This is a genomic window from Stutzerimonas sp. NM35, from assembly GCF_054604355.1.
In genome coordinates this window covers 1,573,003-1,593,652 of sequence record NZ_CM137728.1, presented here as the reverse complement: position 1 = coordinate 1,593,652, position 20,650 = coordinate 1,573,003, and the positions used below count along the sequence as shown (strand labels likewise).

18 protein-coding genes and 1 pseudogene are annotated in these 20,650 nt (G+C 59.7%); 7 read left to right on the top strand and 12 right to left on the bottom strand.

All coding sequences use genetic code 11. The features are described 5' to 3' along the window. Positions 1-4: 4 nt before the first annotated feature. The gene (locus ACYCFC_RS07490; protein WP_459652377.1) at positions 5-1,336 is read right to left on the bottom strand and encodes an IS4 family transposase; all 1,332 of its coding nucleotides are present in this window, start codon (positions 1,334-1,336) and stop codon (positions 5-7) included. A gap of 255 nt (positions 1,337-1,591) precedes the next feature. Between ACYCFC_RS07490 and bfr the strand changes: the two genes are divergently transcribed. Next, positions 1,592-2,062 carry a bacterioferritin gene (gene bfr, locus ACYCFC_RS07485; RefSeq protein WP_459653562.1) on the top strand — a complete coding sequence of 157 codons (471 nt, stop codon included), beginning with the start codon at positions 1,592-1,594 and terminating at the stop codon, positions 2,060-2,062. Between the two features lie 110 nt (positions 2,063-2,172). On the opposite strand, the gene grxD is transcribed toward bfr, so the two are convergent. Continuing rightward, positions 2,173-2,499 (bottom strand): Grx4 family monothiol glutaredoxin, encoded by a 327-nt coding sequence (gene grxD / locus ACYCFC_RS07480; RefSeq protein WP_181084071.1) that lies wholly within the window; start codon positions 2,497-2,499, stop codon positions 2,173-2,175. A gap of 286 nt (positions 2,500-2,785) precedes the next feature. Here grxD and argF point away from each other — a divergent pair, with 286 nt between their 5' ends. Beyond that, positions 2,786-3,706, top strand: coding sequence for an ornithine carbamoyltransferase (argF, locus tag ACYCFC_RS07475; protein WP_181084069.1), 921 nt, complete (start codon positions 2,786-2,788; stop codon positions 3,704-3,706). Beyond that, positions 3,703-4,812, top strand: a complete 1,110-nt coding sequence (locus ACYCFC_RS07470; RefSeq protein ID WP_459653561.1) for an ABC transporter ATP-binding protein — start codon at positions 3,703-3,705, stop codon at positions 4,810-4,812. Before argF ends, ACYCFC_RS07470 begins: the two co-directional genes overlap by 4 nt. 154 nt (positions 4,813-4,966) lie before the next feature. Here ACYCFC_RS07470 and ACYCFC_RS07465 read toward each other — a convergent pair whose 3' ends face one another. Beyond that, a complete protein-coding gene (locus ACYCFC_RS07465; protein ID WP_459653560.1) occupies positions 4,967-5,278 on the bottom strand; it encodes a hypothetical protein in 312 nt (103 codons plus the stop codon). Positions 5,279-6,065: 787 nt separating this feature from the next. Between ACYCFC_RS07465 and ACYCFC_RS07460 the strand changes: the two genes are divergently transcribed. The 3 genes from ACYCFC_RS07460 to ACYCFC_RS07450 are packed head-to-tail and all read left to right on the top strand — an operon-like array spanning position 6,066 to position 9,390. Further along, positions 6,066-7,583 (top strand): recombinase family protein, encoded by a 1,518-nt coding sequence (locus tag ACYCFC_RS07460; RefSeq protein ID WP_459653962.1) that lies wholly within the window; start codon positions 6,066-6,068, stop codon positions 7,581-7,583. Next, positions 7,580-8,485, top strand: coding sequence for a ParB/RepB/Spo0J family partition protein (locus tag ACYCFC_RS07455; RefSeq protein WP_459653559.1), 906 nt, complete (start codon positions 7,580-7,582; stop codon positions 8,483-8,485). Before ACYCFC_RS07460 ends, ACYCFC_RS07455 begins: the two co-directional genes overlap by 4 nt. Further along, positions 8,482-9,390, top strand: a complete 909-nt coding sequence (locus ACYCFC_RS07450; RefSeq protein ID WP_459653558.1) for a plasmid partitioning protein RepB C-terminal domain-containing protein — start codon at positions 8,482-8,484, stop codon at positions 9,388-9,390. Before ACYCFC_RS07455 ends, ACYCFC_RS07450 begins: the two co-directional genes overlap by 4 nt. Positions 9,391-10,006: 616 nt before the next feature. On the opposite strand, the gene tadA is transcribed toward ACYCFC_RS07450, so the two are convergent. From tadA to ACYCFC_RS07415, 7 genes and pseudogenes are all read right to left on the bottom strand, one after another. Then, on the bottom strand, positions 10,007-10,498 hold the full coding sequence (gene tadA / locus ACYCFC_RS07445; protein ID WP_459653557.1) for a tRNA adenosine(34) deaminase TadA: 492 nt from the start codon (positions 10,496-10,498) through the stop codon (positions 10,007-10,009). Positions 10,499-10,511: 13 nt separating this feature from the next. Then, a complete protein-coding gene (locus tag ACYCFC_RS07440; protein ID WP_459653556.1) occupies positions 10,512-11,882 on the bottom strand; it encodes a multicopper oxidase family protein in 1,371 nt (456 codons plus the stop codon). Between the two features lie 129 nt (positions 11,883-12,011). Next, complete coding sequence (locus tag ACYCFC_RS07435; protein WP_459653555.1) at positions 12,012-14,198, bottom strand: xanthine dehydrogenase family protein molybdopterin-binding subunit; 2,187 nt, start codon at positions 14,196-14,198, stop codon at positions 12,012-12,014. 1 nt (position 14,199) lies between these two features. Further along, the gene (locus ACYCFC_RS07430; RefSeq protein WP_459653554.1) at positions 14,200-14,679 is read right to left on the bottom strand and encodes a (2Fe-2S)-binding protein; all 480 of its coding nucleotides are present in this window, start codon (positions 14,677-14,679) and stop codon (positions 14,200-14,202) included. A 56-nt stretch (positions 14,680-14,735) separates the two neighbouring features. Beyond that, positions 14,736-15,755, bottom strand: a complete 1,020-nt coding sequence (locus tag ACYCFC_RS07425; protein WP_459653553.1) for an XdhC family protein — start codon at positions 15,753-15,755, stop codon at positions 14,736-14,738. A 12-nt stretch (positions 15,756-15,767) separates the two neighbouring features. Beyond that, positions 15,768-16,343 carry a nucleotidyltransferase family protein gene (locus ACYCFC_RS07420; protein WP_459653552.1) on the bottom strand — a complete coding sequence of 192 codons (576 nt, stop codon included), beginning with the start codon at positions 16,341-16,343 and terminating at the stop codon, positions 15,768-15,770. Positions 16,344-16,790: 447 nt separating this feature from the next. Continuing rightward, positions 16,791-17,934, bottom strand: a pseudogene (locus ACYCFC_RS07415) (MFS transporter). Positions 17,935-18,158: 224 nt separating this feature from the next. On the opposite strand from ACYCFC_RS07415, the gene ACYCFC_RS07410 reads away from it, so the two are divergent. Then, positions 18,159-19,073 carry a LysR family transcriptional regulator gene (locus tag ACYCFC_RS07410; RefSeq protein WP_459653551.1) on the top strand — a complete coding sequence of 305 codons (915 nt, stop codon included), beginning with the start codon at positions 18,159-18,161 and terminating at the stop codon, positions 19,071-19,073. 275 nt (positions 19,074-19,348) lie between these two features. On the opposite strand, the gene ACYCFC_RS07405 is transcribed toward ACYCFC_RS07410, so the two are convergent. Both ACYCFC_RS07405 and ACYCFC_RS07400 read right to left on the bottom strand, forming a co-directional pair. After that, positions 19,349-19,651, bottom strand: a complete 303-nt coding sequence (locus ACYCFC_RS07405; RefSeq protein WP_181084049.1) for a hypothetical protein — start codon at positions 19,649-19,651, stop codon at positions 19,349-19,351. Then, on the bottom strand, positions 19,648-20,310 hold the full coding sequence (locus tag ACYCFC_RS07400; RefSeq protein ID WP_336509716.1) for an AzlC family ABC transporter permease: 663 nt from the start codon (positions 20,308-20,310) through the stop codon (positions 19,648-19,650). Before ACYCFC_RS07400 ends, ACYCFC_RS07405 begins: the two co-directional genes overlap by 4 nt. Between the last annotated feature and the right edge of the window lie 340 nt (positions 20,311-20,650).

Below are 20,650 nucleotides of genomic sequence, written 5' to 3'. Positions count from 1 at the left end.
CCAGTCAGTTAAGCTGACTGGCATTTTTATTTCTGGTCGGATACTTGGACGGCTTGGGTTTGACCGCTCGCGGATAACTGCGATCCTCACGACGATGAGGTAGGACGTAGTGCATGGCTGAGGCCTGTAGTTCAGCCAGGTAGCGAGGGATGTTGCCTGGATGATTCAAAGAGACCCCGTTCAAGAAGCCCAGAATCGCCCAGGTGCAAGCGGTGAAACTCATTTCGCAGGGGTAGATGCCAGGGCAGTGGCGACTCATTTCCAGCATTTGATAACGCAGCAGGTTGTACCCCAGTAGTACGCCCCACAGTTCTTGTTCAATCATCTCCGGCGTTTTACTACGCAGTGTGTAGTGACCCGCGAGCATGCCTTGCTTCATTTCTCGATAGCCCAGTTCGATTTCCCAACGCTGGCTGTACAGATCCACGATTTCGTCTGGAGGGAAGCGCAGAGGATCGATCATTGAGGTCAGTACCTGCCGCACTTTGCCCTTGATGGTCTTGCTTAATAACCGAGCCTGTAGCGTGTCTGGCAGGTCGGGCCATTGTTTACGCGCCTGCGGCGAGGTCTTTAGTGAGACGATGGCATCGTGGCGCCCTAACTTACGCAGCACCTCGTATTGAGCATCCTTTCGCAGCGGCAGTAACCAATGGCGCTGAGTGCCTGTCTGTTGCCAGCGATGAAGTAACCCCAGTGAATAGAAGCCACGGTCGAACAAGGTCAGCGAGTGATCGGGTGTGCTGTCGATCAGTTGTTCGGCCAGTTTCATCTCGTTGCTGTGGTAGCCGGCAAAAGCACTATTCACCAGCATGTGGCTGGTCAGCTCCATCTGGCAGACCATGCGAACTTGGGGATAGCCGGTATCGCCATGCTGATTACTGGCGCTGCCATAGTGCTTGCGGTTGTCGGCCGTATCCGGTGTGCGCCAGACCACGCCATCGACACTGAGCAGGCGCAAACCGGCCCAAGTGGGGTGATTGGCGCTGGCATGCCAGCGTTGTTGAGTCAGGGAAAAGACCTCTCGCACCGCAGCGCTGCCCAAACGCTGGCGACCTTGCACGATTGCACTGGGTGCTACCAATGGCTTCTGCCCAGGCAGCATGATGCCCATACGGCTCGCGGCATCCCAGGCCGACATCCGGCGAAACAACGCCATGGCGATCACGCACCAGATCATGGCTTCAAGAGGGAGACGTCGCTTACGCAGGGTCGCCACTCCCGCCGTTTCCAGTGCGGTGCTAACTAGGTCTGGATCAAGCAGCGCCCCTAGTTCGTCAAGGGAGTAAGTAGCAGATGCCACTTCGTGAGTCAGTGCCAAAGCGCGGGAAAGTCGCATAAAAAATCCGATGCTCAAAACAAGCATCGGATTTTCGTTTCAGCGCGCAGAAGGTCAAGCTGTAGCGCTTAACTGACTGGCATTAGGCATTGCCCGGCTTTTTTATGTCCGCAAATCAAGGCTTTGGCCACAACCGTGGAACGGAAGCATTCTTATTGCGTTTTACCTTTTGCATTCAATGACTTAGGTTTGACAGTCCCGCGCTTCGTGGCCAGACTTCTCAGTCACCACGGTTGATCGAGACAGGACACAGACATGAAAGGCGACAAGTTGGTCATTCAGCATCTCAACAAGATCCTTGGCAATGAGCTGGTCGCCATCAACCAGTACTTCCTGCATGCGCGCATGTACGAAGACTGGGGTCTGGGTAAGCTCGGCAAGCACGAGTACGAAGAATCCATCGACGAGATGAAGCATGCGGACAAGCTGATCAAGCGCATCCTCTTTCTCGAAGGCCTGCCCAACCTGCAGGACCTGGGCAAGCTGCAGATCGGCGAAAACACCCGCGAGATGCTCGATTGCGATCTCAGGCTGGAACACAGCGGCGTGCAGGATCTCAAGGTCGCCATCGCCTACTGCGAAAGCGTCGGCGACTACGGCAGCCGCGAATTACTGGAAGATATCCTCGAAGCCGAGGAAGAACACATCGACTGGCTGGAGACCCAGCTGGGGCTGATCGACAAGGTAGGACTGGAAAACTACCTGCAGTCGCAGATGGACGAATAACCTCTTCCGCAATGCAAAAAAACGCCATGGCCCGAAAGGAACATGGCGTTTTTTATGGCTCAATGGGCGGCAAAGCCTGGAGACCTTAGCGCTTGCCGCTTATGGCTGCCTCAGGCGTCAGTCGTGCCGACCGCCGACTTGATCAACGTCTGCAGCTCACCCTTTTCGAACATTTCCAGAATGATGTCGCTGCCGCCGACCAGCTCGCCGGCAACCCACAGCTGTGGGAAAGTTGGCCAGTTGGCGTACTTCGGCAGCTCCGAGCGAATTTCCGGATTCTGCAGGATGTCGACATAGGCGAATTTTTCGCCACAGCCCATCACGGCCTGGCTGGCGCGGGAGGAAAACCCACACTGCGGCGCGTTGGGCGAGCCTTTCATGTACAGCAGCACCGGGTTCTTTTCGATCTGCTCTTTGATGGTTTCGATAATTTCCACGGGGCACCTCGGCTAGTCACGGATGGCGCGCATTGTACAGAACGACGACCTAAAAGCCGAGTCGCGGAGTCGGCTTTTGTCGCCGATCATCGAGCTACCGCCTCGTCCGGCCATGCACCGGACCATGTAAGGCAGGTGCATTGAGGCCGATTTGCGCCTGTGAAGCCTTTCTGGATAAGATCGCGCCTTTCCCGTTTCGTCGCTTTCCGTGCGACCCCCTGTCGTAAGGCCCTCTTTTTCCTGTAAAACCTCCGGCCTTCGACTGCGGCAACACAAGGTAGTTGATATGAGCGCAAGGCATTTTCTCTCACTGATGGACTGCACGCCCAAGGAACTCAACAGCCTGGTTCGTCGCGGCATCGAGCTGAAGGATCTGCGCAAGCGCGGCATTCTGTTCGAGCCGCTGAAAAGCCGCGTACTGGGGATGATCTTCGAGAAGGCTTCGACCCGTACCCGGCTGTCCTTCGAGGCGGGAATGATCCAGCTCGGCGGCCAGGCGATCTTTCTCTCGCCACGCGACACCCAACTGGGACGCGGCGAGCCCATCGGGGATTCGGCCATCGTCATGTCGCGCATGCTCGATGCCGTGATGATCCGCACCTTCGCTCACTCCACGCTGACCGAGTTCGCCGCCCACTCATCGGTGCCGTTGATCAATGGCCTGTCGGACGACCTGCATCCCTGTCAGTTGCTGGCCGACATGCAGACCTTCCACGAACATCGCGGCAGCATCGCCGGCAAGACGGTCGCCTGGATCGGTGACGGTAACAACATGTGCAACACCTATATGGAAGCCGCCGTCCAGTTCGACTTCCAATTGCGCATCGCCTGCCCCGAAGGTTACGAACCCAAGGCAGAGCTGCTGGCCCAGGCCGGTGATCGCGTACAGATTTTCCGTGATCCACGCGAAGCGGTCGCCGGGGCGCATCTGGTCAGCACCGATGTCTGGGCTTCCATGGGCCAGGAAGATGAAACGGCGGCACGCCTTGCGACTTTCCGTCCCTATCAGGTCGATCGCGCCCTGCTCGATGCCGCGGCGGATGACGTCCTGTTCATGCACTGCCTGCCGGCACACCGCGGCGAGGAGATCAGCCAGGACCTGCTCGACGACCCGCGCTCGGTTGCCTGGGATCAGGCCGAGAATCGCCTGCATGCGCAGAAGGCCCTGCTGGAATTCCTGGTCGAACCGGCGTTCAATCACGCATGAGCGACCAGCCTCTGCTGAACCTGCGCGGCCTGGATTGCGGCTATGCGGAGCAACTCATCGTGCAGAACCTCAGTCTGCACCTCAATCGTGGCGACATAGGCTGCCTGCTGGGTCCCTCCGGCTGCGGCAAGACCACGACCCTGCGGGCCATCGCCGGTTTCGAGCATCTCAGTGCCGGCGAGATCCAACTGGGCGATACCGTACTGTCACGCGCCGGCTTCACCCTCGCCCCCGAAAAGCGCCGTATCGGCATGGTATTCCAGGATTACGCACTGTTCCCCCATCTGACCGTGGCGGACAACATTGCCTTCGGGATCCGCAAGCATCCCCAGGCGCCACGCATCGTCGGCGAGATGCTGGAGTTGGTGAACCTGACACAGCTGGGCAAGCGCTACCCTCATGAATTGTCAGGCGGCCAGCAGCAACGCGTCGCCCTCGCCCGCGCCCTCGCGCCGGAACCGGAGCTGCTGCTGCTCGACGAGCCCTTTTCCAATCTCGACGTCGATCTGCGCCGGCGCCTCAGTCATGAAGTGCGGGACATCCTCAAGGCACGCGGCACCAGCGCAATTCTGGTCACTCACGATCAGGAGGAAGCCTTTGCCGTCAGCGATCAGATCGGGGTATTGAAGGATGGCTGCCTGGAGCAGTGGGACACGCCCTTCAACCTCTATCACGAACCACTGACGCCCTTCGTCGCGAGCTTCATCGGCCAGGGCTATTTCATTCGTGGCCAGCTCATCGACCCTGAAACGGTACAGACCGAGCTGGGCGTGATTCACGGCGACCGCGCCTACATCATGCCCGATGGCAGTTCGGTGGACGTCCTGCTGCGCCCGGACGATATCGTTTACGCGCCGCAAAGCGAACTCAAGGCACTGATCGTCGGCAAGACCTTCCTCGGGGCTTCGACGTTGTACCGTCTGCAACTGCCCACCGGCAACCAGCTGGAAGGCATCTTCCCCAGCCATACCGACTACCCCACCGGGCAGCAGATCGGCATCGCCATCGCCGCCGATCATCTGGTGGTGTTCCCCGCCCAGGGCAGCGTCGCCGCCCATGAAACCCTGCCCAAGAGCGGCGTGCGTCGTTACAGCGGCGGATTCTGACGAACTCACGCCCCTCAGTGAGGGAGGGGCCTTGGCCGCGAGCTCTGTTTTCTGCCTGTGCAGGCTTGAGAAAAACCAGAGGGAAAAGCGCAATAATTCCGAGATATAGCAATGGATAGAGGGCTATACCGGGATGGCGTTTGGTAACGGTGCTTCACTCTCGGAAAAAGGATTCAACCGGAAGTCGAGCCGTATCTGTTTGCTGAATCCAGTCCAACAGGTCCTCAGCTATGCTTATCATCTCTTTGGGATCGTCGCCCTTATAGAGAGCAGAGGCCAGCTCCAAGCAGCGCTTGCGGGTCGACATCTCATTGGCAAGAGCCTTGTCCTTCTCTGCCTGAGCTTGTAGCAGCGTTTCCTTTCTGCCGAAGAGGTATCGGTGCAGAGTCCATTCAGGATGATCCAGGTACTGTTGGACCAAGGAGTCCAGGATATCGAGGGAGTCAATGGATGAGCTTCTAGCCATGCAAGTATCTATCTGCGGTCGATAGCTGTTGCCGAGGGAGATACGGCGGCGGCCAGTACAACAGGCCGCCGAAGAAGTCGATTTTGCGCTACTTCCTGCCCTACATTCGCTCGAGCAGCCTGTAGATCGCATTCTCAGTCAAGCTGACCGGTTTCCAATTGGCGTGCGGGTTGGTTCGGCAGCAATAAGGATCTACCGCCACTTTCCAAGCCGCTATTTTAACAATGCAGCAAGAGGACTGACCCCAGAAGAGGCTTTTCATATTTCATGCCGGATCGCTCTCTTCTCCCCTGCTACAAGGCACTCATCTATCAAGCCAACCGCCTGGATCAGGTTTGCCCTTATCGAGGGTAGTGAGCTACCAATCAAATAGCTCTGCCTCTCCGACAAACTGAGAAAGGCTTGCAGCACAATATCCGAATGCCTAACCAGCGCGATCAAATGGTGTCCGCTAGGTCCATGAGTACCAGCTAGCCAGTGCTTCGCAGTGCGCTCACTCGCATCAGTCCATTGTCGGAGTGTCTTTACCGCCCGGTGGGATGTCCCCAGTTCAAGCCTCAGTGCATTTGCCAGGATACCCGCATACTCTGAACTCGTATGAGTCGGAAACTCATTACCCATTTTAGTGACCATTTTTCCGGCACCTCTCTTCTATATTCAATGCTTACCGATGGGCTCTCCATAAGCCTGAGTACAGCCTGGCTAGGCTTGAGGGAGAACTGCGTTCCGAGGCATTCGCGTGAGTAGCCTGAATCGCACACCAAATAGCGACTCCCCACCCAGCTCAATAAGTGCTGCAGCCTATGTGCGGATGTCCACCGAGCATCAGCAGTATTCGACGGAAAATCAGCTAGACACAATCAAGGCATACGCTAACGACAATGGTCTAGAGATCGTCCGCATCTATACCGATTTTGGAAAAAGCGGCCTGAGTCTAGACGGCAGAGATGCACTGCAGCGGTTACTCAGAGACATCGAAAGCGGCTCGACCGACTTCACCATCGTTCTGGTCTACGACGTCAGCCGTTGGGGGCGTTTTCAAGATCCTGATGTCAGTGCCAGCTACGAAGTCCGCTGCCGCCAAGCTGGGGTGGCAATCGAATACTGCGCGGAGCAATTCAGAAACGATGGAAGCCTCAGTTCTGCCATCGTCAAGCAGGTCAAACGCTCCATGGCTGCCGAATACAGCCGGGAGCTTTCTGTAAAGGTTTTTGCAGGTCAGTCGAGATTGATTGGGTTGGGTTTTCGCCAGGGAGGTCCCGCAGGCTATGGCCTGCGCCGTCAGCTAGTTGACCAACACGGTAACCTAAAGACTGTGCTCGAACTTGGCGAACACAAGAGCCTTCACACGGATCGAGTTGTGTTAGTTCCGGGGCCTGAGTCAGAGCAACAGGTTGTCCGGGAGATCTATCGGATGTTCGTTGAGGAGGGTCGCGCCGAAAGGGAGGTGGCGCAGATACTCAACGATCGTGGGCAACTCCCTAGCCCCGGTCATCAATGGACGCGGGGCGCAGTACATCAGATCCTCATTAATGAGAAGTATGCAGGGCACAATGTCTGGAACAGAACGTCTGGCAAGCTGAACGAACGGCGTGTCAGTAACCCTGAGACGTTCTGGATCAGAGCCGACAATGCCTTTCCGGCTCTGGTTGAACCCCTGTTGTTCAACGCGGCTCAGCTCATTATCCAATCACGCACCACGCATCTAACAGACGATCAAATCCTAGATGCTCTACGTGGTTTGCTTGTCAGGAAAGGCTATCTATCAGGGCTCCTCATCGACGAAGAAGAGAAATGCCCCTCCACTAGCACCTTTCGATCTCGATTTGGCAGCCTGCTACGCAGCTATTCACTCATCGGTTATACGCCTGCCCGTGACTATGCCTACATCGAAGCCAATCAGCGCTTACGTAAGCTATATCCCCAAGTGCTGACGGCCACCATTCAACGCATACAAGAAGTCGGGGCTCAGGTCGAGGTTGAAGAAAGCACTCAGATACTTTGGATCAGCCAAGAGGTCAGAGCCTCAGTCGTACTCTGTCGCTGCCAGGAGCTGCCATCTGGCAGCTTGCGCTGGAAGATTCGCTTCGATGCTGGGCTCTCTCCGGACCTGACCATTGCCGTGCGCATGCAGCCCGGCGAATTAGAGGCCCGTGACTACTACGTTTTCCCCGCCATGGATCAGTTCGCTTCAAAGATTCGCTTGGCCGAGGCGAACCCTCGCGAGCTGGAGCTATATCGTTTCGATACCTTGGACATTCTCTCCACGCTGACTCGTCGCGTGGCACTACCAGGAGCCGCGTGATGGCCACAGTGCTTGTATCCAACTCAGCGCTACACGTAGCGGATGCAGCCCCCATCAGAATGATCGCCATCAGTCGTATACGTGTTCTGAACCCGCGAACCAGAAACCAAAAGGTCTTTGCGAGCCTGGTGGAGAACATCGCTAGCCTAGGCCTGAAACGCCCTATTACGGTCGCTGAAAATGGTGATAACTATGACTTAGTGTGTGGGCAGGGACGTTTCGAGGCATTCAAAATACTCGACGAAACAGAGATGCCCTGTGTCGTGGTATCCGCTACTCAGGCTGAGCGCTATCTGATCAGCCTTGTAGAGAATCTGGCACGCCGAAAACACTCGAACAAAGACCTCTTGAGTGCCATAAACATCCTCTCTGAGCGTGGCTACTCGCCTAAGCTGATTGCTCAAAAGACCTGCCTGGATATCACCTACATTCGAGGCATTCTTATCCTTCTCAGGCAGGGTGAGGAACGGATGATCGCAGCTGTCGAGAAAGGGTGGCTGCCGATCACTGTCGCAACAGAACTGGCCCGTGCAGATGACGCACAGACGCAAGAAGCGATGCTGGATGCCTATGAAAGTGGCTTGCTCAAAGGGGATCAGCTGATACGCGTTCGGCGCCTTATTGATCGGCGCCGGACGATGGGCAAAGGCTACGGGCGATGGCAGAAATCGGACGAGAAGCCCACACCGAGCAAGCTGTTGAAGGCATATCAAAACGAGGTGCGGCGCCAGAAGCTAATGATCAAAAAAGCGGACGTCAGCGAACAGCGGCTCCTATTCGTAGTTTCTGCTTTCCGAAAACTCCTAGCTGACGACTACTTCTGCACCCTTCTTCGCAGTGAGGAGATCGGTGATATGCCGCAAGTTTTAGCCGACCGCATCTACGGGAAGGGTCGAAAATGACAGCGGTAAAGCACGCGTTCGAACCAGTTGTTGTATCTATTCCACTGACGCAAATCTTGCCTACGTACCGGGCTACCAAGGATCAACTGCATTCCCCTAAGTTCACATCTATTTTGGCCTCGATCCGTGAGCTTGGTGTAATCGAGCCATTGGCTGTACACCCATCAACTACTGCTGATGCGGGCGGAAATCCTTGCTACATCCTGCTTGACGGCCACTTACGCATAGAGGCCCTACGTCAACTGGGGGCCACCGAGGCCCTTTGTTTGATGGCGACAGACGACGAAGGCTTCACCTACAACAGGCAGATCAATCGCCTCACACCCATCCAGGAACACAAGATGATCTTGGAAACAATCAGCAAGGGGGTATCTGCGGAGAGAATTGCCCAGACCCTCAACGTCAATGTGGATCGTATTCGCGCGAGGGAACGGCTTCTTGATGGAGTTGCGCTAGAAGTTACAGAGATGCTTAAAAACCGCATGGTCAGCCAGAGCGTCTTCCAGACACTCCGTAAGATGAAACCAATACGGCAGATAGAAACGGCGGAGATGATGATCTCCGCAAACTGTTTCACCGCTCGCTATGCTGAGATGGTGCTGGTTGCAACCAGGCCTGAGCTTCTGGTCAGTGCCAAGAAGAAAACCAACGGAGAAGCAAGCGCTGAAGATATCGCCCGAATGGAGCGGGAAATGGAGAAGCTGTACCACGACTACCGCCTTGTCGAGGACACGCTGGGGGAGACAATGTTGGTACTCGTCGTGACCAAAGGGTACATCGCCAAACTGATGCGTAACGCCGCAATTGCCGCCTACTTCAAGCGCTATGAGCCTGATCTGGCGAGCGAACTGAGCGCAGTAATGGATGCAGTTACAGCGGATGCTCGAAACCTGGAAAGAGAGTAGCCACGACTGGAATCTCGCGCAGTGCGGAGTTTTGGCTGAAGGTAGTCTTCAATTACATATACGCCAACGCTTCGTAGCGCACGGAAAAACCAAATAGTTTGGCGTTCTCGGAGAAATCAGCAAGCCGACCGGAATGGACTGCCGACGTCGGCAATTTCCGAATTGTTTGGACTTTTTATTTTGGTGGCGCCTTGATTTTACAAGGGGTGGAAGGGTTAACTCACTCGGAGCCGTTCGGAGTTTTTGCCAATGGCAGCTCATCATCCGGACTCCCCGGATTTTACTCGCTGGCGCGGAAGAGATCGTTGAATGCAGGGAGTACCATCTCGACGGCCCCTCCCAAATGCCCCAGCGTGCCCTGTTATAGTTCTCCAGAGTGGCTGCACCCGACGCTGGTCGCTAATTGTGCGGCCAGTACAAAATCAACTTATTTGAATTCCGTTACGCCCACGGCAACAAGTAGTGAAATGGCGTTTATCGCGCGAGCGGGCTTCAAATTTCGCGCGGCGCTACATCTGCCGGCACGGAGTCACCCGGCGAAAGCTCGCGGGCAAGCCCTCTCCCACAAAGCACCTGCCTCGCGCAACAGGTTATCGGCACACGGCCTTGAAACGCCTCAGGACCGCGAAGCCTGCTGACGTCGCTGACGAAAGAAATCGCTCAGCACTGCGCCGCACTCATCCGCCAGCACACCGCCTTCGACGAGTACGCGGTGGTTGAGAAAATCCTGGGCAAAGAACTGCCCGCGACTGAGCGCAACGCCGGCCTTGGGTTCTGTCGCGCCATACACCACGCGCCGAATGCGTGAATGCACGATCAGCCCGGCGCACATGCTGCAAGGCTCCAGCGTGACGTACAGGGTGCTGCCGGGCAGGCGATAGTTTTCCAGCTGCGATGCGGCATCGCGGATCGCCACCATTTCCGCATGGGCGCTGGGGTCATGGCGGGAAATCGGGCAATTGTAGCCGCGCCCGATGATGCGCCCATCCTGCACCAGCACGGCGCCCACGGGCACTTCCCCCAGCACCGCCCCTTCGGCGGCCAGTGCCAGCGCTTCACGCATGAAATACTCGTCGTGACTGCGATCGATGATCTGTGGTTTTTTCATGATTCAGCTTCGCCTATACCACCTCGATCGCCGCCATCAGCCCGGTTTCCATATGGTCGATGACGTGGCAGTGGAACATCCAGACACCGGGATTATCCGCCACCAGCGCGATGCGGGCGGTTTCGTTCTTGCCCAGCAGATAGGTGTCGGTGAACCAGGGCTCGATCTGGCGGCGGTTGGACGAGATGACCTTGAAGGTCATGCCGTGCAGATGGATCGGATGCTGGTATTGGCTGAGGTTGCGCAACTCGAAGATGTAGTGCCCGTCCTTTTTCAGGGTGGCAATGGGCCGATCCGCACAGGTCTTGTCATTGATATCCCAGGCCTGGCCGTTGACCTGCCAGAAGCTGTACGCACCGCCCTGTTCAATGTTCTGCGACAGCGCGCCCGCCCATTCGAAATTGAAACGCAGCGTTTCAGCACGCTGCAGATCGGGCTCAGCAATGGGGTTGGCCGGCAAGGACGCGGGCCAGCTGCCCTCCGCCTCACTGCTCGCCACCGAATGAAGGGTTGCCAGCCGCAGCGGCCCGTTGCGCAGCGACAGCTGCTCGCCGGCAGCCGGCACTTTCAGCGCCAGATCGATACGCATGCCCGGCCCCAGCCAGTACTCCTTGCCCATTGGCCGGGGCGTCACCGGATTGCCGTCCAGGGCATAGATACGCGCCTCGCCACTGGACAGGTTGAGGCGGTAGGTCAGGGTATTGTCGAGATTGAGAATACGCAGCCGCACGATCTGCCCGGCCGGCAATTCCAGCGTCGGCGCATGCTCACCATTGACTGTCGACAACACGCCCGGCGTACCGCCACGCGCCGCTTCACGGGGCACGCTGAAATCGGTGAAGGCGCCCTGTTTGTCGACGTGCCAGCTTTTCAGGCTCAGGGTGCGCTCATGCTGGAAGCCGCTGGGCTCGCGTTCCTCGACGATCAACGGTCCCACCAGCCCACGCCCGAGCTGCTCGGCGCTGGCGGTGTGCGGGTGATACCAGAAGCTGCCGGCATCGTGCACGATGAAGTCGTAATCGAAATACTCACCCGGCAAGACCGGCAGCTGCGACACATAGGGCACACCATCCATCGCCAACGGCAGGCGGATGCCATGCCAGTGGATGGTGGTCGGCACCTCCAGATGATTGATGAAACGCACCCGCAAGCGTTCGCCCTGACGCGCTCGCAACTCCAGGCCGGGCGCCTGCCCGCCATAGGCCCAGGCGGGTGTCTTGTGTCCCGCCACCAGTTCGACATCGAGCGGCGCAGCAATCAGCTCGTAGTCATGGCTGGCCACGTCCTGCGGTCGCCCCAGCCAGTAGCGTATGCCAGTCGCACCGAAACCGGCCACGCCAAGGCCGGCCAGGCCGGCAAGAATTTGTCTGCGGGTAAACGTCATGAGATACCAGTTCGCCAGCCAAAAAGATGAGAGATTTTCTCACTTGCTGGCCGGTTCCGCGAGCCGGCTTTGACCTCACCGGCCCTCGGATGCGCGACATGATGTCTCGCCAGGCACCGAGCCTCGCCGTCATGCCAGTCCGATACCGCTTGAGGCGAGAGGCAGCTCACGGATGCGCTGGCCTGTAGCGTCGTGCACGGCATTGAGCAACGCCGGAGTGATGAGCACCGTGGCAATCTCGCCGATACCGGTAGGCGCTTCGCTACTGGGCAGGATATACGTCTCCATCACCGGCGTTTCGTTCATGCGCAGCACGCGGTAATCATGGAAGTTGGATTGCTCGATGCGCCCGCCCTCGATCGTGATATTGCCGAACAGCGCTGCAGACAGGCCGAACAGGGTTCCACCCTGCACCTGTGCTTCCACGGTCGCCGGCGATACCACCCGACCACAGTCGACCACCGTGACCACGCGCTCCGTGCGCACCTTGCCCGCCGCATCGAGGCTGACTTCCACGACCTGGGCGGCATAGGTCTGGAACGCGAAGGTCAGCGCGATGCCGCGTCCGCGCCCTTCCGGCAGAGGATTGTTCCAACCGGCCTTCTCGGCCACCGCCTCCAGCACCCGCAGCGCGCGGGGATGGGCCTGGAGCAACGGCTTACGGAAGGCAATCGCATCCTGCCCCGCCGCCTGCGCCAGTTCGTCGATAAAGCACTCCACTGGAATGGCGTTCTGCATATGCCCCACGCCGCGCCACCAACTGGTCAGCAGCCCCTCGGGCGGCTCCTGGCGCACGAACTGAACCAGCAGGTTGGGGAATTCATAAGGGCCTGCCGCATCACGGATGGCGTCGACATCGATGCCATCGGTAAACGCTCCAGGCGCAAAGCGAGCCATGATCGACGAGCCGGTAACGCGGTGATGCCAGGCCAGTGGGCGCCCCTGTTCGTCGAGCGTGGCGCTCAGACGATTGTAGTGATAGGGCCGATAGGAGCTGTGCTGCATATCTTCCTCGCGGCTCCAGACCACCTTGATCGGACCCTCGACTTCACGGGCGATACGCACTGCCTGTATCACATAGTCGACTTCGAGTCGCCGCCCGAAACCACCGCCCAGATACTGGTTATGAACCTGCACCTTCTCCGTGGGCAGGCCCGCCACCTGCGCAGCCGCCGCCTGCGCGCGCGTCGGCACCTGGGTGCCCAGCCAGATTTCGCAGCTTTCAGGGCTCAGACGCACGGTGCAGTTCATCGGCTCCATCGTGGCGTGGGCCAGCAACGGCTGCTGGTAGACCGCCTCGAAGGTACGGTGCCCCTTGGCCTCTGCAGCAGCGCGCACCTGCGCCACATCCCCCTCCTGGCGGGCCGTCACCCCTTCGCGCAGCGATGCCGCCGCCAGCTCATCCAGCATGGTCCGGGTCGAATAACCACTGGCTGGCCCTTCTTCCCACTGCACCTGGGCCACCGCCAGGCCTTTTTGCGCAGCGCCCATGTGATCGGCCACGATGGCGACCACATCGTCGAGCTGCACCACCTGGCGCACACCACGCACGGCCAGCGCCTTGTCCTGCGCCAGGCTTTTCACCCGTCCGCCGAAGAATGGGCTGGCGGCCACCGTGACCACGCGCAGCCCCGGCAGTTTGACGTCTATGCCGAATTGCGCACTGCCATCGACCTTGGCCGGGCCGTCCAGCCGCTTCAGGTCGCTGCCGATCAGGCGGAACTGCTTCGGGTCTTTAAGGGCAATCTGTTCGGGCACGAACAACCTGGCTGCTTCTGCGGCCAGCGCGCCGTAACGCAGTTGCCTGCCGGAGGGTTCATGCACGACGCTGCCGTCCCGGGCAATGCAGGCCTCCACCGGCACGTTCCAGGCGTTTGCCGCAGCAGCCACCAGCATCATGCGGGCGGCGGCGCCGGCCTCACGCATCGGCAACCAGGCCATGCGCACCGAATCGGAGCCGCCGGTGATCTGCTGCCCGCCTGGAGCGGAGGCATAGAGCAGATCGTCAGCCGGCGCATGCTCCAGATGCACACTGGCCGGGTCGACTTCCAGTTCTTCAGCAATCAGCATCGATAATGATGTGTAGGTGCCCTGCCCCATCTCGACGCGGGGCATCACCAGGGTCACGGTGTTATCGGTGTCGATGCGCACAAAGGCGTTGAAGGTGGCGTTGGCCGGGCTGGTTGTCTCCAGCGCCTTGGCAATCGCCAGCGGCACCTCGACGCTCAGCAGCAACGCGCCACCCACGCCCGCCGCCTTGAGAAAGGCGCGTCGTGACAGGCCTGCCGGGCTGGAAAGAGAATTATCCGTGCGCATCTCACGCCTCCTTTGCATTGGCTTGAACGAGGCGTGACGCCTGCTTGACCGCCGTATGGATTCGCTCATAGGTCCCGCAGCGGCAGATATTGCCGGCCATGCCGTCGCGAATCTGCTCGTCGCTTGGCACGGGCGTTTGCCTCAGCAGCGCAGCAGCCGACATGATCTGCCCCGGTTGGCAATAACCGCACTGCACCACGTCCACTTCCAGCCAGGCCTGTTGGAGCGCCCGTCCTTCATCCGATGCGGTCACGCCCTCGATCGTCGTGATGGCTTTGCCTGCGGCCTCTGTCACCGGGGTGACGCAGGAGCGAATGGCCGCGCCATCAACATGCACGGTACAGGCCCCACACAACGCCGCGCCGCAGCCGTATTTGGTGCCTGTCAGGCCCAGCACGTCCCGCAGCACCCACAACAAGGGCGTATCGCTGTCGACGTCAGCACTATGCTGGTTTCCATTGATCGTGAGAGTGAAGCTCATGGTCTGTCCCTACAAAATGAAAGTCGAATCGAGGCCGGGCTGCCGCCATGCGCCGTTTATGTCTCCAGCTGGGCATCAAGCCGTAATTTTGCATTGGCCACGGAGAGCGTCCGAGGCAGTTCGACGCCATTCTTGACCGCCAGCACCTCGGCCATCACGCTCACCGCGATCTCGGCGGGCGTCTTGCTGGCGATGTAGATGCCGACGGGTGCGTGAAGATGTGCCAGAGATTGTTCGGTCTCGCCGAAGTGCTCGATGAAGCGCTGCCTGCGGCTGTCGGTATTGCGCCGCGAACCAATGGCCCCGACATAGAAGGCCGGGCTGTGCAGCGCCGCCAGCAGGGCCAGGTCGTCGAGCCTGGGGTCGTGGCTCAACGCCACGATGCAGGTGCGCGTATCCGGCTGCAGCGCCTGCACCGCATCGTCGGGCATTTGCCTGTCGAGCGTTACTCCCGGCACGGACCAGCCGCCCAGGTATTCCTGGCGCGGATCGCAAACCGTTACCGCGAAATCATTGAACAGCGCCATCGTGGCCAGGTATTCGGCCAGCGCCCCGGCGCCGATCAGCAGCATGCGGTATTGCGGCCCCAGGGTGCAGATCAGGCTTGTGCCATCGAAGTGCAGCGTCTCGGGCTCCGTCACTGGCGTCAGCGTCACCGCACCGGTCGCACAATCGACCTTGCGCTGGACGAGGACTCCGGTCTTCAGCTGCCGCACCAGCGCATCGAGGGTGGTCAAGTCAGGATCACTCTCCAGCAACAACTCCAGGGTGCCGCCACAGGGCAATCCGAAACGATGGGCCTCGTCCGCCGTGACGCCATAGCGCTCCAGCATAGGCGTGCCCCGTGGAATTTCTCCCTCGCCGAAAGCGCGGGTATAGCGGTGGATCAGGTCGTCTTCGATGCAGCCGCCGGAAACCGAGCCTGCGCAACGACCGTCCTCGCGCAGGGCCATCATCGAGCCCACCGGGCGCGGCGACGAACCCCAGGTTCGGACAACCGTCACCAGCATCACTCGCTGCCCGGCGGCACACCAGTCGCGAGCGGCGCGCAGCACCTGGACATCAACGCTTTCCATACAGGTTTCCCATCAATGATTGCCCGTGGCGAGCAGTTTTTCGGCCCGCGCCAGATCGTCCAGTGTGTCGATATCCGTCACGATGCCCGGATCGTTCAGATGCAGCACCCGCACCGTACCGGCCTGCCGATGCGCACGTACCACGGCAGCTGCGCCCCTGTCGCCGCCGAGCATGCTCAGCGCAGCGAAACAGCCTGGACCGAACCCGACCGGATGCCCCTGTTGCTGCCGATACAACGGCAACACCAGCGCATGCGTCGCCAGTTCCCGAGCCACCTTGAGCAGGCTGTCCACGCCGATCAGCGGCAGGTCACCGGGCAGAATGAGCCAGCCGGCGGCATCGGCTGTCGCCCTGACTCCGCGCGCGATGGAATCGCCCATCCCCGCAGCCTCTGCGGCGGCGCCCTCCTCGGGCCGCACCAGATGCCAGGGCAGCCCCGACGAAGCCACGGTGCGCAGTACCCGCTGCAATACCGGCACGCCGCCCAGCGGCGCATCGAGCTTGTGCGTCGCCCCGCCGGACTGCGCGAAACGCTCGCCTCGCCCGGCAGCCAGGACGATCACGGTGGGGTGTTGCTGTACAGACATACGCTCTATCCCACCCAATGCAGGCGCATCGGTGAGGCATTAGAAAACCCGCGCCTGCGCCTTGGCTGAAGCCATGTCATGGGCAGCGCCTCACGTGCAAAGACATAGCCCATGTCTGCACTGCCTATATTCATGAATGATCTACGCATCCTACTACACACTATCCAAACGATTGATTAGCCTAGCTAATAGGCGCAATAAGCTCATACTTTCGCTCCAGTCTCGACACTCCTCTGATTCGGATAGGGACTGACCGTGCAAATTCCCACCGCGCGCCAACTATTTCTCCCGGCCATCGTGCAGTGCTGGCAGCGTGTTCAAGACAGCGCTTTATCTCAGTCGGCAACAGGCTCATCGGAAAGAATCACCCGCACCCCGCCACGCCCAAGCACCTGGGCCAACACGGCGGGCTCATCGACATGGCCGATGCGCGTGTAGGAGCCTGTCTCAGGCGGTCTTTGCCGCTTGCGAACGCGCGGTCAGCAGCGTCAGGAACGCTGCGATCAACAGCAGCACGGCACTCGCCACGAAGGCGCTCTGGTAGCCGCTCATGTCGAACAGCAGACCGCCCACGGTCGAACCCAGCGCAATGGACAGTTGAATCACCGCGACCATCAGGCCACCACCGGCTTCGGCATTCCTGGGGAAGGTCATGGGCACCCAGGCCCACCAGCCCACCGGCGCTGCCGTGGCGATCAGCCCCCAGAAGCCCAGCAGCGCCACGGCGGCGGCTGTCGCGCTGCCAAAGACGACCAGGGTCACGGCGATGGCGGCCATCAACAGCGGTATGCCGATCAGCGTCTGGTAAAAACCGCGCCTGAGTACCGCGCTGACAAGGGTTGTGCCGATAAAGCCTGCGATGCCGATCACCAGCAGAACCAGTGACAGCGTGCCCACGTCCACCTGCGTCACTGTTTCCAGAAACGGTCTTACTTACATAGGTGAACAGGGTGAACTGCCCCATGAAGAAGCAGCCGATTGCCAACATGCCGATGACCACGACCCGCCTGCGCAGCAGTGTGAGGGCGCTGAAGGCACTGGCCGAACCGGCGGCGCGCGCCTCAACCGGCATGGAGGGCAGGCTGAACCATTGCCAGACCAGGGCAATCAGCGCCACCGGTACCAGACAGAAAAAGGCGCCACGCCAGCCGATGATCGCGCCCAGATAAGCACCCAGCGGCGCGGCCAGCACCATCGCCAACGCATTGCCGCCGTTGAAGATGGCCAGCGCGCGAGGCACCTGACTGGCTGGAACCAGGCGCATGGCGGTGGCCGCCGACATCGACCAGAACCCGCCGACGACGATACCGATCAGCGCACGACCCACCATATAGGTGAAATAATTCGGTGCCAGCCCGATGACCGCACCAGATAATCCCATCACCCCGGTCAGCCCCAGCAGCACTACCTTGCGGTTCAGGCCGCCGGCCAGCACGGAAATGAACAGGCTGGTCACCACGGCAAAGGCACCGGAAATCGCGATACCCTGCCCGGCCATGCCCTCGGTGACGCGCAGTTCGCCAGCGATGGGCGTCAGCAGACTGACGGGCATGAACTCCGATGCGATCAGCGCGAACACGCACAGGGTCATGGCGAATACACCGCCCCAGCAGGCCGGTTGATTTTCCGAACTGCATTGACGTTGCGTGTCGCCTGCCGGGGCGTCGGATGCGGTAGAAGTCATGCCGGTCTCTAGGTGACGGAGAGGTTTTTCTGGTGGCAAATTCTCACGCAAGCCGGGCACCCTTACTATCTAATGAATGCTTAATGAGTATGTAAGTTTTACTAATCAATGCTTCATGGGAAACTGCTGCCATGATTAAGCGAAACCTCAATGATCTGCTGTCGTTCGTGACCGTAGCCCGCGAAGGCAGTTTCACCCGTGCCGCTGCGGTGCTCGGCGTCACCCAGTCGGCGCTGAGCCAGGCCATCAGTGGTCTCGAAAACCGGCTGGAGATACGCCTGCTCACCCGCACCACGCGCAGCGTTTCGCCTACCGCAGCCGGAGAGCGCCTGTTGCAGGCCATCGGTCATCGCTTCGACGAGATCGAGACGGAACTCGATGCGCTGACGGAATTGCGCGACAAGCCCGCCGGCACGGTGCGCATCACCTGTGGCGATCACGTCCTGCGCACCACACTGCTACCCAAGCTCGCGCCCGTGCTGCTCGACTATCCCGATATCAAGGTGGAGTTCGATGTGAGCTATGGCTTGCGCGACATTGCCGCGGATCGTTTCGATGCCGGGGTGCGCCTGGGCGAGGCCATCGACAAGGACATGATCGCCGTTCCCATCGGGCCAAAGCTGCGCATGGCCGCCGTGGCTTCACCGGCTTATTTCACCACTCACCCCAGCCCCGGGAACCCGCGTGATCTGGTGAATCACAATTGCATCAACATGCGCATGCAGTCATCGGGCGGGCTGTACGTCTGGGAATTCGAGCGGCGCGGCCAACAGCTGAACGTGCGTGTGGACGGGCAGCTGGTTTTCAACACCTCGCCCAATATCGTGGATGCCGCCGTGGCGGGACTGGGCATCGCCTTTCTGCCCGAGGAAGAATTCACCCCTCACCTCGAAGAAGGCCGGCTCATGCGGGTACTGGAAGACTGGTGCGAACCGTTCGACGGCTACTACCTCTACTACCCCAGCCGTCGGCAGCCATCGCCGGCCTTTTCCCTGGTTGTCGATGCGTTGCGCATCACCCGAGCTGACGACCTGAAGCGCCACTGAGGAAGCTGCCACCCATTGCAGCCGCCACCGCCAAAACAACTGAACATCCACGTTCAAACGCAACGGCCTGCAGCCTGACAGGGCTGCTGTAGTCAGCCATACGGCTTCCCACAAGAAGCCGTATGGCCCAAGCTTTCCCGGGAGAAATTTGTCGTACGATGCCAGCCCAACAGCTCTTGCCTAGACAGCTGAGCCAGGCGGCATGTCGTTTGCCGAACTCGGACTGCTCTAGCGCAAACCGGGGCTTCGGCCCCCTCCTTCAGTTCGGAAGGCACTCAAATCGTCAGATAAAAATAGAGCGCGGTCCCCATTGCTGCTGCACTGATCAGTCCGAGCGCATTCAGGAAAGCGATAGCAGCTACCACCGCCAGCGAGACTGACGCCGCCAAGGGTTCTCGCACCGCCTCGGAATAGGCGATATAGACGGCAAAGTTAATGAAGACTGCTGCTGGCAGGACTCGCTCCACGTAACGCCGACTCTCAGGCCCCATCCGAACCGATACGAACGCAGGAAGGATTCGGACCAGGCAACTGGTGAGGAACAATGCGCCGATCGCGACGGCCACCGACTGGCTCATATTCTGGTCCTTCCCAGGATTACGGTGGCGGCAAGAACACTCGGTATCCAGAAATAAAGCGGGCCAAGCAGATTGATCAGCAGGAGCGACACACCTGCGCACAACCCCGCTGCCGCAAGCAGCCCGGAACGATTGTTGCCATCATCCCGCGCCAGCCAGAGCCGGGCGCGCAGCTGCGACGCTGAAAGGTACATCAGCACCACGCTCGCCGGAAAACCAAGATTCACGCCCTCCCCGATCCAGGCAGCCGGAATGAATTGGCCAAGCACAGCCCCCAGCAGGCCCGCACCAACCCAGGCGCCGAATATCGTCCCGCGTATCAGAATGACGGTTCGCCTGCTGTCCGACTCATGCTCTGTGGCGTAGGCTTCGTCACCCAGCATGTGTGCGACGATGGCTCGCCGGGTGAACGATGCCGGCAGACGCCCCGACGAAGCATAGGCGATGGGCACATAGCGGCTATTGATCGATGCCGTGACCAACAGCATGGTGAAGAAGCCGGCGTCGACTTCTGCAAGAGGCAGCAAGGCAAACTGGCCACTACCGGAGAAGCCAAGCGCACCCACCGCCAGAATCTCGAGCAACGACCAGTCGGCTCGTGCGGCAAGTGCGCCAAACAGCACGCTGACGGGAACGATCGCAAGCGCAGTCGGCGCCACGCGACCAAGCGTGCGACGTATCGCACCGGTTTGCAGCAGAGTGGCGCCCTGGCCAAGGATTCGCGCGACGTTCCTCATTCAACCCTCGACCGTCATGACCAATCTTTCATGAGTGCGCCCATACGCCCGATTCTCCCAGCGGTTGATTTCGATCACCCGGATGTCCCGGTAGAACGTGGGGTCGAAATCGACGACAGCGCCAATCATTGTCTACGGGATCGATTGTTTCGAGCGCCCTGACGACGCACTCCGTGAGTGCATGCCCTGGCCTGGCCAGGCCATGAGGACATGCAGCGGCATGCGAAGAGACGAAGCTCTTCGGCAAGCGCAACGCAAACGA

Excerpts from the sequence above, each read along its gene's own strand:
- ACYCFC_RS07490 (WP_459652377.1), bottom strand. The coding sequence starts at position 1,336 with ATGCGACTTTCCCGCGCTTTGGCACTGACTCACGAAGTGGCATCTGCT.
- bfr (WP_459653562.1), top strand. The coding sequence starts at position 1,592 with ATGAAAGGCGACAAGTTGGTCATTCAGCATCTCAACAAGATCCTTGGC.
- argF (WP_181084069.1), top strand. The coding sequence starts at position 2,786 with ATGAGCGCAAGGCATTTTCTCTCACTGATGGACTGCACGCCCAAGGAA.
- ACYCFC_RS07470 (WP_459653561.1), top strand. The coding sequence starts at position 3,703 with ATGAGCGACCAGCCTCTGCTGAACCTGCGCGGCCTGGATTGCGGCTAT.
- ACYCFC_RS07465 (WP_459653560.1), bottom strand. The coding sequence starts at position 5,278 with ATGGCTAGAAGCTCATCCATTGACTCCCTCGATATCCTGGACTCCTTG.
- ACYCFC_RS07450 (WP_459653558.1), top strand. The coding sequence starts at position 8,482 with ATGACAGCGGTAAAGCACGCGTTCGAACCAGTTGTTGTATCTATTCCA.
- tadA (WP_459653557.1), bottom strand. The coding sequence starts at position 10,498 with ATGAAAAAACCACAGATCATCGATCGCAGTCACGACGAGTATTTCATG.
- ACYCFC_RS07440 (WP_459653556.1), bottom strand. The coding sequence starts at position 11,882 with ATGACGTTTACCCGCAGACAAATTCTTGCCGGCCTGGCCGGCCTTGGC.
- ACYCFC_RS07435 (WP_459653555.1), bottom strand. The coding sequence starts at position 14,198 with ATGCGCACGGATAATTCTCTTTCCAGCCCGGCAGGCCTGTCACGACGC.
- ACYCFC_RS07430 (WP_459653554.1), bottom strand. The coding sequence starts at position 14,679 with ATGAGCTTCACTCTCACGATCAATGGAAACCAGCATAGTGCTGACGTC.
- ACYCFC_RS07425 (WP_459653553.1), bottom strand. The coding sequence starts at position 15,755 with ATGGAAAGCGTTGATGTCCAGGTGCTGCGCGCCGCTCGCGACTGGTGT.
- ACYCFC_RS07420 (WP_459653552.1), bottom strand. The coding sequence starts at position 16,343 with ATGTCTGTACAGCAACACCCCACCGTGATCGTCCTGGCTGCCGGGCGA.
- ACYCFC_RS07410 (WP_459653551.1), top strand. The coding sequence starts at position 18,159 with ATGATTAAGCGAAACCTCAATGATCTGCTGTCGTTCGTGACCGTAGCC.
- ACYCFC_RS07405 (WP_181084049.1), bottom strand. The coding sequence starts at position 19,651 with ATGAGCCAGTCGGTGGCCGTCGCGATCGGCGCATTGTTCCTCACCAGT.